This is a genomic window from Streptomyces sp. WM6386 (genome assembly GCF_000972385.1).
GTDB lineage: Bacteria > Actinomycetota > Actinomycetes > Streptomycetales > Streptomycetaceae > Streptomyces.
Map to the genome: position 1 here is coordinate 44,942 of NZ_JXTE01000014.1, position 15,758 is coordinate 60,699.

Below are 15,758 nucleotides of genomic sequence, written 5' to 3' on the forward strand. Positions count from 1 at the left end.
CGGGGCGCTCCTGCACAGCACCGCTGAGAGGTACACATGAACAGATGGGGCAGACGGCTCCGGGGCGGGCGCCTCGCCGTCGCAGCAGCATTGATATGGGCGGTGCTCCCGCAGGCCGTATCCGCCCAGGCGGCGGTGTCCGATCCCTGCGGCACGGGGTCGAACGCGGTCGTCTGCGAGAACTCCAAGACGGGCAGCCCGATGTCCGACTGGTACTCGCCCAACTCCTACGGTGACATCAAGGGGTTCACCACCAAGGAGAGCGTCCAGGCCGGTGACACCGTCCAGTTCAAGATCCAGTCACCGGTCACCTACCGCGTGGAGATCTACCGACTGGGCTGGTACGGCGGCGACGGGGCGCGCCTGATGTCGACCGCGGCCCAGGCGGCCGTGACCTACCCGGCCAACTACACGACCAACGCCGCCAGTTGCACCACCAAGGCGAGCACCGGCCTGGTCGACTGCGGCAACTGGCCCGTGACCGTGAACTGGACCGTGCCCAGCGACGCCGTGTCCGGCCTGTACATCGCGAACCTGACGCAGACCGACGGCGACGGCCTGATGCCGTACCCGTTCGTCGTCCGCAAGGACTCCAGCACCTCCGACATCGTCGTGCAGACCAGCGACCAGACCTGGCAGGCGTACAACGACTACGGCGGCCAGGACCTCTACGGAGGCACCGGTCCGGCGCCGGACGGCCGTGCCTACGAGGTCAGTTACAACCGGCCGCTGGACATCGGCGGTGACAACGGCATCTACGGCTCCGAGTTCATGATGCTGTCGTGGCTGGAACGCAACGGCTACGACGTCAGCTATCTGTCCGGCGTGGACGTGTCGACCCGTGGTGACACCCTGCTGGAGAACCACGACGTGTATCTGTCCTCAGGACATGACGAGTACTGGACACAGAGCCAGTACGACAACGTCCTGGCGGCCCGGAAGGCCGGCGTGCGGCAGGGCTACTTCAGCGGCAACGAGGTCTTCTGGAAGACGCGGCTCGCCCCGAGCATCGACGGCACCAGCACCTCGAACCGCACCATGACCTGCTACAAGATGACGAAGATGGTGCAGGGCAACGGCATCGCCGACCCCAGCGGTGAATGGACCGGCACCTGGATGGACCCGACCAGCACCCAGTACGGCATGGACTACCAGCCGCCGAACATCCTCACCGGCTCCATGTTCACCGTGAACGGCTACCGCGCCGACGCGATCACGGTCCCCGGCTCCTACGGCAAGAACCGGCTGTGGCGGGGCACCTCCATCGCGAACCTCACCTCCAGCCAGACCGCCACGTTCCCGACGGGCACCCTCGGCTACGAGTGGGACAGCGACATCGTCAACAGCACCAGGCCCGCCGGCGCGATCCATCTGTCGTCCACGACGGTGGACATCGACGACGGCAAGTACCGCCTGGACTGGGGCAACATGTACGGCAACGGGACGGCGACGCACAATCTCGTCGAGTTCCGCGACCAGGACTCCGGGGCCCTGGTGTTCGGGGCGGGCACCGTGCAGTGGTCGTGGGGCCTGACCAACCTGCCGGCGTACGACCCCGACGACGTCGTGGTCACCGAGGACGTCCGCATGCAGCAGGCGACCGTGAACGTCTTCGCCGACATGGGCGTCCAGCCGAAGAACCTGCAGAGCAACCTCACCGCCGCCACGGCCTCCACCGACACCACCGGCCCGGCCATCACGGTCACCGCCCCGGCCTCCGGGGCCACCGTCCCGGCGCTGAAGCCGGTCACCGTCAAGGGCACCGCCACCGACTCCGGCGGGGGAGTGGTGGCCCGCACGGAGGTCTCCACCGACGGCGGAACCACCTGGAACGCCGCCACCGGACTGACGTCCTGGACCTACAGCTGGACGCCGACGACACCGGGCAGCGCGTCCCTCAAGGTGCGCGCGGTGGACGACAGCGTCAACATCGGCGCCGTCACCACCATCCCGCTGACCGTCGGCCCCCAGGCCTGCCCCTGCACCATCTGGCCGGCCACCGCCGTCCCCGGCACCCTCAACGCGGGCGACGCCGGTCCGCTCGAGCTCGGCGTCAAGATCCGTACCACGGTGGCCGGTTCGATCACCGGTGTCCGCTTCTACAAGTCACCCGCCAACACCGGCACCCACACCGGCAGCCTGTGGAGCGCCTCCGGCACCCGCCTGGCCACCGGTACCTTCACCAACGAGACGGCCTCCGGCTGGCAGCAGCTGAACTTCGCCACCCCGGTGACCGTCAAGGCCAACACCACCTACGTCGCCTCGTACTTCGCCCCCAACGGCGGCTACTCCTACGACGGCGGCTACTTCTCGGACAACTCCGCAGGCCTGGCCCCGCTCACGGCCCTGAAGTCCGGCACCGACGGCGGCAACGGCGTCTACCGCTACAGCTCCACCAGCGCCTTCCCGTCCTCGGCGTCCTCGGGCAGCAACTACTGGGTGGACGTGGTGCTCGACACCGCGACGGCCAGTACGACCCCGCCCGCCGTCACCTCGACGTCCCCGACCTCGGGGGCCACCGGCGCGGCGATCACCGCACCCGTGTCGGCCGTCTTCGACCACGCCATCGACGGCGACACGCTCACGTTCACCGTGAAGGACCCGAACGGCAACACCGTGCCGGGCGCCAGGACGCTGCCCGCGGCGAACAAGGCGACCTTCACCCCGTCGACGGAACTGGAGCTGCACACCACGTACACCGCCTCCGTGCAGGCCGAGGACCTGTGGGGCAACGCCATGGCGGCCCCGGTGACCTGGACGTTCACCACCAGCTCCACCCCGCCCGCGGTCACCTGCCCCTGCACCCTGTGGAACTCCTCCACCGTGCCGGCCAGGACCGCCGTCACCGACGACCCCAACTCCCTCGAACTGGGCACCCGGTTCCAGTCCTCGGCGAGCGGCTGGGTCACCGGTGTCACCTTCTACAAGGGAGCGACCAACACCGGCACCCACACGGGCAGCCTCTGGTCCACCGACGGCACGCTCCTCGCCTCCGGCACCTTCACCAGCGAGTCCGCCTCCGGCTGGCAGACGATGACCTTCGCCACCCCGGTGGCGATCAGCGCGGACACCGCGTACGTCGTCTCCTATCACGCACCGAACGGCAACTACGCCGTGGACGGCGGCTACTTCGCGTCGGCCCACAAGTCGTATCCGCTGACCGCCACCGCCGACATCAGCACGGCCCACAACGGGCTCTACCGGTACGGCAGCGACGTGGCCTTCCCCAACGGTTCCTACGGATCCGCGAACTACTGGGTCGGACCGCTCTTCACCGCCGAGGACCCGTCCGCGTCGCTGACGTCGGGCACCACGTCGGAGGAGACCGCCTCCTTGCTGGCGCGCACCGCCGACGCGGCGCACCCGCTCGTCACGACGCTGCCCAGCGCGACGAAGGTGGGCTCGGTGAAGGCGACGGTGACCATCCTGCCGGGCGCCAAGGCCGCCGTCGCCAGGAAGCTCCACGTCAAGGCCGTCCTCAACTACGACCGGGCCACCCACAAGGTGTCCGTCCATCTGTCCGCCCCGCTGCCGGACGGCACGCGGTTCACGATCACGGTCACGGCCCGGGACAAGAAGCACCACACGGTGAAGTCCCGTGACTGGACCCTGACCAGCAAGACCGTCCGTAAGAAGCACTAGTGCGCACCGGTGCCGGCCTCCGCGGAGGCCGGCACCGGGGATTGGCCTCATCACCGATGTCCACCGTCAGTGTCGTGATCCCCTGCTACAAGTACGGCGACTTCCTCGCCGACTGCGTCAGCAGCGTCCTGGACGAGCAGGAGGGCGTCGACGTCCGGGTCCTCATCATCGACGACGCCTCACCCGACGACTCGGCGCAGACCGCGCGCAAGCTGGCGGCCTCCGACCCGCGTATCGAGGTCCGCGTCCACGAGACCAACAAGGGCCACATCGCCACCTACAACGAGGGCCTCCTCGAGTGGGCCGACGGTGACTACGTGGCACTGCTCTCCGCCGACGACCGCCTGGTCCCCGGCGCACTGGTACGCGCCGCCACCCTCCTCGACGCCCATCCGGAGGCGGGATTCGCCTACGGCCGTCCCCTGCGCTTCCAGCACGGCGGCCCGCTGCCCAAGGCCCGCACCAGCGGCACCGGTTCGGTCGTCTACCCCGGGCACTGGTGGCTGGAGCGCCGGTTCCGCGAAGGCACCGGCTGCATCACCTCGCCCGAGGTTGTCGTCCGCACCAGCCTCCAGCGCGAGGTGGGCGGCTACGACCCCGCGCTTCCGCACGCCGGCGACATCGAGATGTGGATGCGGCTCGCGGCCCGCGCCGACGTCGGCCACGTACGCGGCGCCGACCAGGCCTACTACCGCGTCCACGGCAACAACATGTCCACCACCGACTTCGGCGGTCAGCTCGACGACCTCCGCCAGCGCCGGGTGGCGTACGACTCCGTGCTCGACAAATGCTCCGACCTGCTGCCGCAGGCCGACCGACTGGCCGGCGCCGTGCACACCCGCCTCGCCCGCTTCGCGCTGCGCCGCGCCTACCGCGCCTACGACCGGGGGCGCACCGACGTCGTCCCGGTCGACGAACTCGTGGCGTTCGCCGAGGAGTGCCTGCCGGGCTACGCGAAGCTGCCCGAGTACCGCGCGCTACGCCTCAGACAGCGGATCGGAGCGAAGACCATGCCGTATCTGCAACCGCTGGTGTGGTCGGCCGTGGCCGAGCGCGGGCGGGAGTGGCTGTGGTGGGAGTCCTGGAAGCGCCGCGGCATCTGATGACCATGCCCGACCCGAGGGCCGCGACCGGCCGCCCCGCCCCACTGCCCGGTGGCTCAGCCCGCCACCGGAACCCCGCCCACGTGGGGGAGCGGTTCCGGGGAGGCCTCCTGCCTGCTCCTACGACGCAGCGCGTACCGGTCGAACCACAGCGCGCCGAGGATCGCGGCGAGCCCGCCCAGCAGAGCCGTACCGGCCAGCGCACGGCTCTTGGTTCCCTGGACCTGGGCTGCGCTCGGGGTGACCAGGACGGACGCGTTGATCCGCGACTCAGGCGCGATCCCCTGCGCCACCTGGATGTCCGCCACATGCCCGGCGTAGACGTCGATGATCCGGCGGACCGCGGTGTCGGCCGCGGCGGGATCGCCTCCGCGAGCCTGCACCTGCACCGAGGGGATCAGATAGCGGGGCGTCGCGCTGGTGCCGCTGTTGCGCGGGATCAGCTGGTAGGTGCCGTGGACACCGGCGGATGCCAACTCCTTGCGTCCGCCGGGCGATTCGAGCTGCTGGATGACGCCGTACGAGAGCGTGGCGAGCGGCGGCTGCAGATTCGTCAGCTGGTTCGGCTGGTTGCCCGTCGCCGGCGGCTTGAGGACGACCACCGCCGAACTCAGGTACTCCGGGGTCGGGCGGAGCACGGGATAGGCTCCGGCAGCCGTCAGCAGGAGCGCGAGCACCAACACGTACCAGCGGCGGAGCAGCGCTTCGGCGACGTCACGAGGCGACACAGGGATTCCTTCCGTCGGCCTCGATCCTCGCAGGCGCCGGGGCGAGCCGCCACCGAATCACACCGGGGAGAGTTCTCATGAGCCTGGGCGACATCTGGGCGATCATGTGCAGGCGCTGGTACTTCATGGTGCCCCTCACCCTGCTCAGCCTTCTCGCGGGCGGCTACCTGTACCGGACCGTCCCGGTCTCCTACCAGTCGCAGAGCTCCGTCACCCTGCTGGACTCCACGGCGGTCGCCGAGTTGGCGCCGACCTTCGGCAACCCCATCTCGAACGCGGGCGGTTCACTGGTCGTCACGGCCGACGTACTGATCAGGACGCTCCAGTCGAGCGACTCGGCCAAGGAACTGCACTCCCGGGGCGTCACGGACCGGTACACGGTCGGATTCGCCCCGGCCGCCGACAGCCCGCTGCTCACCCTGAGCGTCACCGGAACCGACCGGGAGAAGGTGCTCCAGGAGACCACCACCCTCACCAAGTTCACCGGGGAGCAGCTGAAGGCTCTTCAGGCCGCGTCCAAGGTGCCGACGGGGTACCTCGTGCAGGCCGCGCCGGTCGTGCTGCCCCAGACCCCGGTCTCGCAGCCGAAAGCCCGGTACCAGAACATCGCGTCGGTCGTCATCGTCGGCGTCGTCAGCGCGTTCCTGCTGTCCATCCTGGCCGAAGGCGTCGCGGTGGTCCGCCGCCGGGGACGGGCCCGGGAGGGCTACGTCCCGCGGCGCCATCGCGCCAAGCCCCCGGAGCGGGCGCCCAGGGGCCTGCTGACACGGAGGCTGGACGCCACGACGATCCTCACCGGCTATCTGGCGCTGGCCTTCTTCGTCCCGTCGAACCTCACCCTGCCGGCGCTCGGCGGCGTCGGCACCCCGGCCAACGTCCTCGCCCTGCTGGGACTTCTCTGGTACCTCGCGACCTGGCTCGGCGGCCGCATCCGTCCGGCCGAGGGCACCAGGCTGCCGCGCGTGGCGATGCGCCTGCTCGCCGTGGCGGTGCTGCTGTCCTACATCGCCGACGCAACCCGCAACAGCACGCACGAGGAGGTCCTCGGGGCCGACCGCGGACTCATCGGGCTCGGGGTCTGGGTGGCGCTGGTGGTGCTGGCATCGGCCGGCATCCAGGAGCGCAGCCGGCTGGAGACCCTGATGCGCCGACTCGTCGTCCTGGGCACGGTGGTCGCTCTCATCGGCTACTACGACTTCTTCGCCGCGACCAACATCGCCGACTCCATCCACATCCCCGGCCTGCAGTCGAGCACCGCGGGGATCAGCGCCATGGACCGCGGCTCCTTCACCAGGCCGCGCTCGACCACGGCCCATCCGCTGGAGTTCGGCGGGATGCTGGCCATCCTCGTTCCCTTCGCCGTCCACCAGGCCTTCGATCCGGTACGCCGGCACGCCGGCGCGCTGCGCCGCTGGGCCCCGGTGGCGATCATGGCGGGCGCGCTGCCGCTGACGGTGTCCAGGACGTCCATCATCGGCGCACTCATCGTGATCCTGGTGATGGTGCCCCGCTGGAAGCCGCAGCGACGCTGGGCCGCCATCGCCATCATCATGGGGTCGGTCGCCGGCTTCAAGGTGATCATTCCGGGACTGATCGGAACCATCACCAACCTGTTCGCGAGCTTCCTGTCCGGCTCCGACAGCAGTACCCAGGCGCGCACCGTCAAGTACAGCGCGATCGTCCCCTACCTCGACGAACACCCCTGGTTCGGCAGGGGGTTCGGGACGTTCACGCCCGACCTGTACTTCTTCACGGACAACCAGTACATGCTGACCCTGGCCGAGATGGGCATCGTGGGGCTGGTCGCGCTGCTCGCCCTGTTCATCACCGGAATACACACCGGCGGCACCATCCGCCGCCTCGCCCGCACCGACTCGGACCGCGAACTCGGGCAGGCGTTCCTCGCCTCGGCGCTGGTGGCGCTGGTCATCAGCGCCACCTTCGACGCGCTCAGCTTCCCCATGTACGCCGGGATGTTCTTCCTGACCCTGGGGGCCGGCGGCAGCTACCTCGGCTTCGTCCGCCGCGAGGCCGCAGCGGCCGCGGTCGAGCTCCCCGCACCCCGTAAGCCATCCGAAGCCCCGCTCCCTGAACTCGTGGAGTCCCGATGAGCCCCGTCGCCGTCGTCGTCGTCACCTGGAACAGCGCCTCGGTGCTCCCCGGGTTCCTCGCCGCACTTCCCGAGGGCATGGCCGGCCTCGACTGGCGGCTGGTCGTCGCCGACAACGACTCCGCCGACGACACCGTCGACGTGCTGCGGGAGCTGGCTCCGGACACCACGATCGTCCAGACCGGCCGCAACGCCGGGTACGCGGCCGGGATCAACGCCGCGCTGGGGGCGGCCGGCGAGTACGGGGCCGTGCTGATCTGCAATCCCGACATCCGGATGCGGCAGGGCTGCGCCAAGCGCCTCGTCGACACCCTCGGCGACGGGGTCGGGATCGCCGTACCTCTCCTGTACGAAGAGGGCAGCGACACGCCCCACCGCTCACTGCGCCGCGAGTCCACCGTGCTCCGGGCCCTCGGCGAGGCAGTGATCGGCAACACCCGGGCCGGACGCTTCCCCGCCCTGAGCGAACTCGTCACCGACCCCGCCGCGTACCGGCACCCCACCCGCGCGGACTGGGCGACCGGCGCGCTCATGGCGATATCGGCGGACTGCCTGAGCGCGTGCGGCCCGTGGGACGAGTCCTTCTTCCTCTACTCGGAGGAGACCGAGTACTGCCTGCGGGCGCGGGACAGGGGATACGCGACGCAGTTGGACCCGACGGCCGACGCCGTCCACCTGGGCGGAGACTCCCAGGTGTCCCCCCGCCTGTGGACTCTCCTCACCGTCAACCGGGTCCGCCTGTACCGGAAGCGGCACGGTCTCCTGGCCACGGCCGCCTTCCGCGCGGCGGTCCTGCTCCGCGAGACCTCACGCGCAGCCCTGGGCCGCCCGGCGAGCCGAGCGGCGGCGGCCGCTTTGGCCAAGCCGGGCACCCTGAGCAAGACGCCGGGCCCGTAAGCGCCCCAAAGGGGCGCGGGGAACCGCGCGACCAGCCCCAACGGCGCCGCAGCCGCCCGACGGCACAGCGCGGCACCCCCTCAGGCGGCACCCCGTGGCCGACACACCATGGCCACAAAATCGTGCCCCACCTCCGGCAGCGCAGCGTCCTCCGCGGCAAAGCACCGCTCCAGCAACGCCAACGTCTCCGGCTCCTGATCCCGGAAGTTGTGCGCGATCCCCGAGAACGCGATGTGCAACACCGTCCCCCCGTACGGCCGCTCCTCGACCACGTCGAAAAGCCGCCGCAGCCCCGGCAGCAGCGCCGCCGCATCGACCGCCTCGGAGGGATCGTCCAGCACCATCGACAGCCTGCTGGGCCGCACCACACGCCGCTTGATCCGCCCGTCGGCCAGCCGCCGCCGCTCCTCGGGGAGCTGAGCCAACAGAGCGTTCGCCGCGTCCAGTTGGCCGTCGGTCCACTGGAACCGGGTGGGGCCGACGAACTCGTCGACCACGAACGCCCCGTCGGGCTCGATCAGTTGCGACAGCCGCGGCAGCGTCTCGTCGAGGTTGTCGAAGTGGTGCAGCGACTGCAGCCCCAGCAGCACGTCGAAGCGTTCCCCGTCGGCGGCCATCCGGTTGACGTCGGTGACCCGGAAGCGCAGGACGTCGGAGAGGCCCTCCTCGGTGGCGGCCCGGGTGGCGAAGTCGATGCGCTGCTGCGCCACGTCCACGCCCTCCAGAAGGGAGAACGCGCCGGTCTTCGCCCAGAGCAGCTCGTTGCCGCCGGTGCCGCACCCGAGGGACAGGCCGCGCAGATCGGTACGCGGCGCGAAGTGCTTGGCGGCCACGTACTGGGGAAAGGACGTGTCCGCGTCGCCGGTCATCAGCAGGTTCCACCGCTTGATGACCGCAGGTATCGCCCACCACTCGGTGAGCGACGGGTCGACCTGGGACCAGTGCTGGACCACGCGCGCCCCGCCGCGCACCCGGAGTTTGGCCAAAACCGGGTCCAGGTCCAGCTTCCGCACCTTGCGCAGCAGCCGGTCCGCGTCATGTCTGTTGATGAGGTTGTTCAGCATCAGCGCTCCGTCCGTACGGCGATGAGCGACTTCGGGGCACCGAGCACCCGCTCGCTGAGGAGCACCGAGTCGGGGAACAGGTAGCGCATTTCGGTGCGGGTCAGCAGCTCGATGTTGATCACCGCGTTCATCGCCGACTCCGGGCTGTCGGGGCGGCTGTGCACCAGCGGCCAGCGCCGTACGAGGCGGGCCCTGGCGGCCAGCGGCAGGAACTGGAAGCCGGGCGCCACGAAGTGCGGCTCGACGGGGAAGTAGCGGTACGGGGTCTGGATCCAGTGCAGCGGGGCCAGTCGCCCGACGGCGGCGACGAACTTCTGCCGCTGGCTGTGGCCGCCCACGTGCTCGATGGTCGAGTTGGAGAACACCAGGTCGTAGCCGCCCTTGGCGCTCAGCTCGGCGGCGACCTGCGGGTCGGTGACGTCGGCGACCTCGGTGGTGATCCAGTCGGGCACCTGGGAGGGATGTTCCTCCAGGTTGATCAGGTGGACGTGCTTGGCACGCACCGGTGCGCGCAGCCACATGTCGGCCGTGCCGCCCAGGTCGACGACGCTCATGTTCTCGATGCCGGGGAAGCAGCGTCGAAACCGCTCCCAGCGGGCGACGCGCATGCGTTCGCCCAGGGAGCCGGGCGCGTCGACGAACTTGTTTCTGAGGGCCCGGGATCGGGGCATCGGATCAACCACCTGTGGTCGGAGCGGAGTGTGGGAGCGTCAGCTGGGCTGTCGCCACTGCGTGTAGAAGCTGGCCGGGTTCATCAGGTATCGGACGGTCGGGTGCGGCACATGGCACACCCTGTACCGGCGGCCGTAGCGCCGGATCAGCTCCCAGTCCTCGCGGGGCAGCACCTCCGGTGTCCGGCGCAGCCGGCTGAAGTGCAGGGAGCGATTGCGGCGGGCGACGAAGGCGTTGGTGTCCAGGAAGGCCTCGCGGGCGGCGCGGCGCCGGTCGTAGGGCACCGACAGGACGTCGTTCTCGGTGCCGTCGGGCAGGACGCGGCGCAGTGCCGTGTAGACGCCGTCGGGTCCGGCGGGGGAGTCCAGGACCGCCAGCGCCCGTTCCAGATGGTCGGGTTCCCACAGGTTGTCGTCGTCCAGGAACGCCACGTACCGGGAGCGGGTGAGGCGGATGCCCACGTTGCGCACGACGCCGGCCACTGCGGTGTTGTGCGCCAGCGAGACGGCGAACAGCCTCGGGTCGTCGGGGAGTTCGGGCAGTCCGGCGCCGTCGTCGACCACGATGACGACCTGGTCGCGAACGGTCTGGTCCAGGGCCGAGCGCACCGCGGCCCGCAGCGCCTCGGGGCGTCGGTGGGTGGCGATGACGGTGGCGACCAGCGCCGAGGGCGGTGCCGGCAGGGTGGCGGCCAGCCGTCGGGTCTCGGCGTCCTCGATCCGGCGCAGCCGCACCGCCGAGGGGGCCAGCAGGACCTTGTTCCTGGCCTCGAAGAGCACCAGCCAGCCGAACACCGCCTTCAGCAGCGTCCAGGGCGCCCGCGCGAGACGGCGCACGGCGGCGCTCACGAGGCGGGTTCCGGCTTGACCAGGCGGCCGTCGGACAGCCGGTTGTTGCGCCACACGTTTCCGGCGCCGCCGTGGTTCCAGTGCGCGACCACGCCGTATCCGCCGGACGCGGGGTGGTACTCGGTCGAGAAGATGTTGTCGGTGACCTTGATCCCGGTGGCGCCCGTGGAACCGCCGTACAGGGCGTAGGCGCCGCCGGCGATCCAGTTGTCGTCGACGGTGACGTTGCGGACCACCCCGGTGTCCGCGAACAGTCCGATGCTTCCCGAGGCGCCCTGCTTGAGGCTGGTCGCGTTGAGCAGGGTGTTGTGGCGGATGGTCAGATGGCCGGTGTTGCCGCCGCCGCTGATCACCGTGTTGGTGTGCTGCCACTCGCCGCCCAGGTTGATGAACGGCTCGATGTCGTGCACGTAGTTGTCGTGCAGATCGCCCTGTCCCATGGAGAGGGCGTCGCCGAACACCGAGACGTCGCACCAGCCGACCTCGATGGAGCTGCCCCCCATGTTGGACACCGCGTAGTCCACGCCGCCGTTGTCCGGCCCCTTGCCGGGGACGGCCGTGATCTCCGAGTGCAGGACCTTCAGGCCGCTGAACCCGGGGCGCAGGTTGATGCCCCACCAGCTGTCCGAGGTGATCTTGGAGTCGATGACGGTGACGTTGTTCGCGTAGATGTCGAGCGAGCCGGTGATGTCCTGGCCCCGGATGACGAGCCCGTCGGTACGGATCGCCCAGTACCCGGTCTTCTTGGGCTTCAGGGCGATCCGAGGACCGGTGGTGTCGGCGTCGGGGAACCCACAGGCGCCGGGTGAGGCGCAGTCGACCCTGGCCGCGGGGGCGCCGGACGCGCCGTCGGCGCTCGCGGTCGCGGTGGGCTTCTTCGCCGGGGAGGACGAGGGGGAGGGCGACGCGGCAGGCCGGTCCGTCGCCTTGCCGACCGCGGTCGACGCGGCGGTGCTCGGCGACGCCGGGGACCCGCTCGTACGACAGGTCGGCCCGTCCCCCGGGCACTTCGACGACGCGGCCCGGTCCGAGCCCGAGCTGGAGCAGGCCGCGCACAGGACGGCCACCAAGGCCGCGAACAGCAGTCCTGTGATCGAGTTACGGCTGATGCGCCGTGACATCGGGTTCACCTCAAGTCCTGTTGGGTGGGCCGACCGGTGCGGTGGACCGGTGACGGCCGCGCTGGGGCCGGTCGGCGCTGCGGACGCCGCGCAGGAAGTCGCGGCTGGGCAGGACGCACAGCGTGTAGCCGGCCAGGGCGATCGTGCTGAGGGCGAGCAGCGCGAACGGACCGTCGCCGAACGGGCGCTCCAGGCCGAGGATGACCGCGGTCATCACGGCCCCGCCGAGGAAGGGCCACGCGCAGGCCCTGGCGATCAGGCCGACACCGACGCCACCACGGCTCAGGGCGAACAGGAACACGGGCACCACCACGCCGCCGCCGACCAGGACATGGGCCTGGGAGGCGCCGACGATGCCGTTCGTCCGGGCGCCGACGAGAAGCACCGGGATCAGGGCCACCAGCCACAGGCCCTGCACCACGAAGAGCGAGCGGCGCTGTCCGATCGCGACCAGGCAGTCGTAGGCGAGCTCGCTGCCGATGCGGATCAGACCGAGGGCCATGAGCCAGGGCAGTGCCGCGGCGGCGGGCGCCCAGTGACTGCCGTAGATCAGCTCGATGGCCGGCCCCGCGAGGCCGGCCAGCAGGACGCACAGCGGGACGGTGGCGGTGACCACCACACCCAGGGCCCGGCTGAAGCCCTGGGCGAGCGCCTGGGGCGACTCGGCCAGGCGCGAGAAACCGGCGAAGGAGACCCGGCGGACGGCCTCGGAGATGATCCGCACGGGCCAGCCGGAGATGTTGAAGGCGAGCACGTAGAAACCCAGCGCCACATTGCCGAGCGTCGCGCCCACCACCATGGTGTCGACGTTGACCACCGCGAGGGCCAGCATGCTCGCCCCCGCCAGCGGGAGCCCGAACCTGAGCAGCGCCCGGGCCTGCTCGGGGTCCCAGCCGAACTTCAGCGTGCCCGGTGCGGCCAGCGCGCAGCCGACCAGCGTCACGACGTTCCCCGCCACGGCTCCCACGGCGAAGCTCATCGCGCCCCAGCCGGCGAAGGCCAGCAGCAACGTCACCGAGGTGCTGATCAGGAAGTTGAGCGCGTCGATGATCATCCGCTTGCCCTGGGCGAACTCCCGGGTGAGGAAGTTGGCGGGCACCTGCGCCACCCCGTCGATCACCACGCACAGGCACATCACCCGCAGTACGCCCGCGGCGTCCGGCGAGCCGAGCAGGCCCGCCACCGTCGGCGCCGCCGCGAACAGCGCCACGTACAGCAGGCCGCTGGACAGGACACTGAGGGTCAGTACGGTCGGCGCGAACCGCCGCGCGTCCCCCTCCCAGCGCACGATGGCCAGACCCACGCCCAGTTCGTTGGCGGAGAGCAGGACCAGCAGCACGGTCTGGGCGATGCCGTACACGCCCCACTCCGCGGGGCCCAGGGCGAAGCGCGCCAGCACGATGCCGGTCGCGAAGGTGCCCAGCCGCATGACAACGGTGTTGATCAAGCTCCAACGGGCCGCCGAACGGACCTTCTTGCCGAGGGAGGCGGCAGCCGTGGGAGTGGCGGTCTCGCTCGGCTCAGCGGTCCCGCTGTCCGGTGTGCGAACGCTGTCCACTGGTCGACTCCTCGTCGAGCGGCTCGGCGGCGGGTGCCATGACGACTGCGGACCGCCCCGCCTTCGTCTCCGCGGCAGGTCTGTTCCCGGCGGATCGTGCCCAGGCGGGCGGGGTGCGCAGCGCGATGGTCTGTTCCGTGGCCGACTCCTCGGAAGCCGGAGCGGGGGAGGGGGCGCGGGACTCGGTCGTCGTCTCCGGTGCCTCGACCGGTTCGGCGTCTTCCCGCGGGCGCGACCGGCGCCGCGCCTCCACGTAGAAGACGGCGACCAGGGTCAGCACCAGGCCCAGGCCCCCGGCCATGATCATGTACTCGAGCCGGGTCTTGGTCTGCGCGACCGGTGGCTGCGGGGACACGATCGTCGTCAGCCGGATCATGGCCTTGGGGGCGACCGACTGGTCCTCCTGGAACTGCTCCAGCCGCTCGTTCGCATACGCGGTCAGGATCTTGTCCGAGGTCAGCACGGCACGCTGGTCCGTGCCCGTGACGGTGAGCCACATCAGCGGCCCCTGGGCGTTGTCGGCGAGCTTGGCCTCGAAGGTGCCGGTCGCGCCGCGGGACTTGAGCTCCCGGACGGAGTCGTCGGAGTTGAGGTTGCGGGCCAGGCTGTCGGCCATGCCGGTGAGCGAGGTCTGGGTGCTCAGGAACGGGTTGCCGTCGTAAGCGATGGTGGCCTTCTCCGAGTTGAGCAGGATCACCGTGCTCTGCGACTGGTACGTGACGGGAACCACCTGTGTCACGGCGACCGTCAGGCCGACGGTCAGCAGCAGTCCGGGCAGCAGGATGTACCAACGCCTGCGCATGACCCGGAAGATCTCAGCGAGATCCATGACGGTCCCCCCTAGCGACCAGATGTTCGACGAGCATATGTTTCAGGCGGATCATATGGGGAGCGATGGGTCACCGGGTCTCGGTTGATCAGTGGGTCTGGGCCGGGTGTTCGCGGTGCCTCCGGCCAGCAGCACGTCGGCGATGCGGTCGCTCGCGCGGCCGTCCCACAGATCGGGCCGGCGCGGCGCGGGAGGCGCGTCCAGCACGCGGTTCACCGTGGCCACGATGCGTGCCGGATCCCGGCCGGCCAGCGCGTTGGTGCCCTGCTCGACGGTGATGGGCCGTTCGGTGTTGTCGCGCAGGGTCACACACGGCACGCCCAGTGCCGTGGTCTCCTCCTGCACCCCGCCCGAGTCGGTCAGCACGACCCGCGCGGAGTCCTGCAGGGCGATGAAGTCCAGGTATCCGGCGGGCGGTACGAGCCTGATGCCCCCGGGGACACCGATCTCGGCCAGCCGCTGTGCCGCCCGCGGGTGCACGGGCAGCAGGAGCGGGCAGCGGCCGGCGATCTCGCCCAGGGCCTTCAGGAGCCCGGCGAGGATCTCGGGGTCGTCGACGTTGGCGGGGCGGTGCAGGGTGACCAGGCCGAACTCGCCTCCGGTCAGGCCGTATCGATCGAGGACGTCCGAGGCCCTGGCCCGCTCCAGGTTGGTCAGCAGCGTGTCGATCATGACGTTGCCGACGAGGTGGATCTGGTCCTCCCGGTACCCCTCCGCGCGCAGGTTCTCGACCGCGTCCGGCGAGGGGGCCAGCAGGTAGTCGCTGACACGGTCCGTGGCGACGCGGTTGACCTCCTCCGGCATGCCCCAGTCGCGGCTGCGCAGACCGGCCTCGACATGGGCGAGCAGCGGTCCGGCCTTGGCGGTGACCAGGGCGCAGGCCAGCGTGGAGTTGATGTCGCCGACCACCACGACGATGTCCGGGGCCACCTCGTCCAGCAGCGGCTCGAAGGCGGTCATCACCCGGCCGGTCTGCTCGGCGTGGCTGCCCGAACCGACCCCGAGGAAGCGGTCGGGCGGCCGGATGCCGAGGTCGGCGAAGAACACGTCGTTCATCGCCGGGTCGTAGTGCTGGCCGGTATGGACGAGGACGACCTCGGCGCCCCGGTGTTCCAGGGCGTCCATCACCGGTTTGATCTTCATGTAGTTGGGGCGGGCCCCGGCGACGCAGACGATGCGCGGCATG

At 70.5% G+C, this 15,758-nt stretch carries 12 protein-coding genes; 4 read left to right on the plus strand and 8 right to left on the minus strand.

The window, feature by feature from the left end; all coding sequences use genetic code 11:
* Positions 1-36: 36 nt before the first annotated feature.
* Both TN53_RS49105 and TN53_RS11370 read left to right on the plus strand, forming a co-directional pair.
* Positions 37-3,642 (plus strand): DUF4082 domain-containing protein, encoded by a 3,606-nt coding sequence (locus tag TN53_RS49105; RefSeq protein ID WP_046258372.1) that lies wholly within the window; start codon positions 37-39, stop codon positions 3,640-3,642.
* A 56-nt stretch (positions 3,643-3,698) separates the two neighbouring features.
* Positions 3,699-4,745 (plus strand): glycosyltransferase family 2 protein, encoded by a 1,047-nt coding sequence (locus tag TN53_RS11370; protein ID WP_046258373.1) that lies wholly within the window; start codon positions 3,699-3,701, stop codon positions 4,743-4,745.
* A gap of 56 nt (positions 4,746-4,801) precedes the next feature.
* Here TN53_RS11370 and TN53_RS11375 read toward each other — a convergent pair whose 3' ends face one another.
* The gene (locus tag TN53_RS11375; RefSeq protein WP_046258374.1) at positions 4,802-5,473 is read right to left on the minus strand and encodes a hypothetical protein; all 672 of its coding nucleotides are present in this window, start codon (positions 5,471-5,473) and stop codon (positions 4,802-4,804) included.
* Positions 5,474-5,550: 77 nt separating this feature from the next.
* On the opposite strand from TN53_RS11375, the gene TN53_RS11380 reads away from it, so the two are divergent.
* Positions 5,551-7,584 carry an O-antigen ligase family protein gene (locus tag TN53_RS11380; protein ID WP_046258375.1) on the plus strand — a complete coding sequence of 678 codons (2,034 nt, stop codon included), beginning with the start codon at positions 5,551-5,553 and terminating at the stop codon, positions 7,582-7,584.
* A complete protein-coding gene (locus TN53_RS11385; protein WP_046258376.1) occupies positions 7,581-8,480 on the plus strand; it encodes a glycosyltransferase family 2 protein in 900 nt (299 codons plus the stop codon). The genes TN53_RS11380 and TN53_RS11385 overlap by 4 nt, the downstream gene beginning before the upstream one ends.
* 80 nt (positions 8,481-8,560) lie before the next feature.
* Here the strand turns inward: TN53_RS11385 and TN53_RS11390 are convergent, their stop codons facing one another.
* Genes TN53_RS11390 through wecB form a run of 7 tightly spaced genes read right to left on the minus strand, consistent with a single transcriptional unit; the run spans position 8,561 to position 15,757 of the window.
* Positions 8,561-9,544: a class I SAM-dependent methyltransferase gene (locus TN53_RS11390; RefSeq protein ID WP_046258377.1), complete on the minus strand. Its 984-nt coding sequence runs from the start codon at positions 9,542-9,544 to the stop codon at positions 8,561-8,563.
* Positions 9,544-10,215, minus strand: a complete 672-nt coding sequence (locus TN53_RS11395) for a hypothetical protein (RefSeq protein ID WP_095046428.1) — start codon at positions 10,213-10,215, stop codon at positions 9,544-9,546. The genes TN53_RS11390 and TN53_RS11395 overlap by 1 nt, the downstream gene beginning before the upstream one ends.
* Before the next feature lie 39 nt (positions 10,216-10,254).
* Entirely contained in the window at positions 10,255-11,064 is an 810-nt protein-coding gene (locus TN53_RS11400; protein WP_052745179.1) for a glycosyltransferase family 2 protein, read from the minus strand.
* Entirely contained in the window at positions 11,061-12,185 is a 1,125-nt protein-coding gene (locus TN53_RS11405; protein ID WP_234441560.1) for a hypothetical protein, read from the minus strand. The genes TN53_RS11400 and TN53_RS11405 overlap by 4 nt, the downstream gene beginning before the upstream one ends.
* A gap of 10 nt (positions 12,186-12,195) precedes the next feature.
* A complete protein-coding gene (locus tag TN53_RS11410; RefSeq protein WP_046258379.1) occupies positions 12,196-13,743 on the minus strand; it encodes an oligosaccharide flippase family protein in 1,548 nt (515 codons plus the stop codon).
* On the minus strand, positions 13,706-14,572 hold the full coding sequence (locus TN53_RS11415; protein ID WP_046258380.1) for a chain length determinant protein: 867 nt from the start codon (positions 14,570-14,572) through the stop codon (positions 13,706-13,708). Before TN53_RS11415 ends, TN53_RS11410 begins: the two co-directional genes overlap by 38 nt.
* A 51-nt stretch (positions 14,573-14,623) precedes the next feature.
* Complete coding sequence (gene wecB / locus TN53_RS11420) at positions 14,624-15,757, minus strand: non-hydrolyzing UDP-N-acetylglucosamine 2-epimerase (RefSeq protein ID WP_046258381.1); 1,134 nt, start codon at positions 15,755-15,757, stop codon at positions 14,624-14,626.
* Position 15,758: the final 1 nt, after the last annotated feature.

Bases quoted from the DNA above. Each gene is read 5' to 3' on its own strand.
- TN53_RS49105 (WP_046258372.1), top strand. From the start codon at position 37: ATGAACAGATGGGGCAGACGGCTCCGGGGCGGGCGCCTCGCCGTCGCA.
- TN53_RS11370 (WP_046258373.1), top strand. From the start codon at position 3,699: ATGTCCACCGTCAGTGTCGTGATCCCCTGCTACAAGTACGGCGACTTC.
- TN53_RS11380 (WP_046258375.1), top strand. From the start codon at position 5,551: ATGAGCCTGGGCGACATCTGGGCGATCATGTGCAGGCGCTGGTACTTC.
- TN53_RS11385 (WP_046258376.1), top strand. From the start codon at position 7,581: ATGAGCCCCGTCGCCGTCGTCGTCGTCACCTGGAACAGCGCCTCGGTG.
- TN53_RS11390 (WP_046258377.1), bottom strand. From the start codon at position 9,544: ATGCTGAACAACCTCATCAACAGACATGACGCGGACCGGCTGCTGCGC.
- TN53_RS11395 (WP_095046428.1), bottom strand. From the start codon at position 10,215: ATGCCCCGATCCCGGGCCCTCAGAAACAAGTTCGTCGACGCGCCCGGC.
- TN53_RS11405 (WP_234441560.1), bottom strand. From the start codon at position 12,185: ATGTCACGGCGCATCAGCCGTAACTCGATCACAGGACTGCTGTTCGCG.
- TN53_RS11415 (WP_046258380.1), bottom strand. From the start codon at position 14,572: ATGGATCTCGCTGAGATCTTCCGGGTCATGCGCAGGCGTTGGTACATC.
- wecB (WP_046258381.1), bottom strand. From the start codon at position 15,757: ATGCCGCGCATCGTCTGCGTCGCCGGGGCCCGCCCCAACTACATGAAG.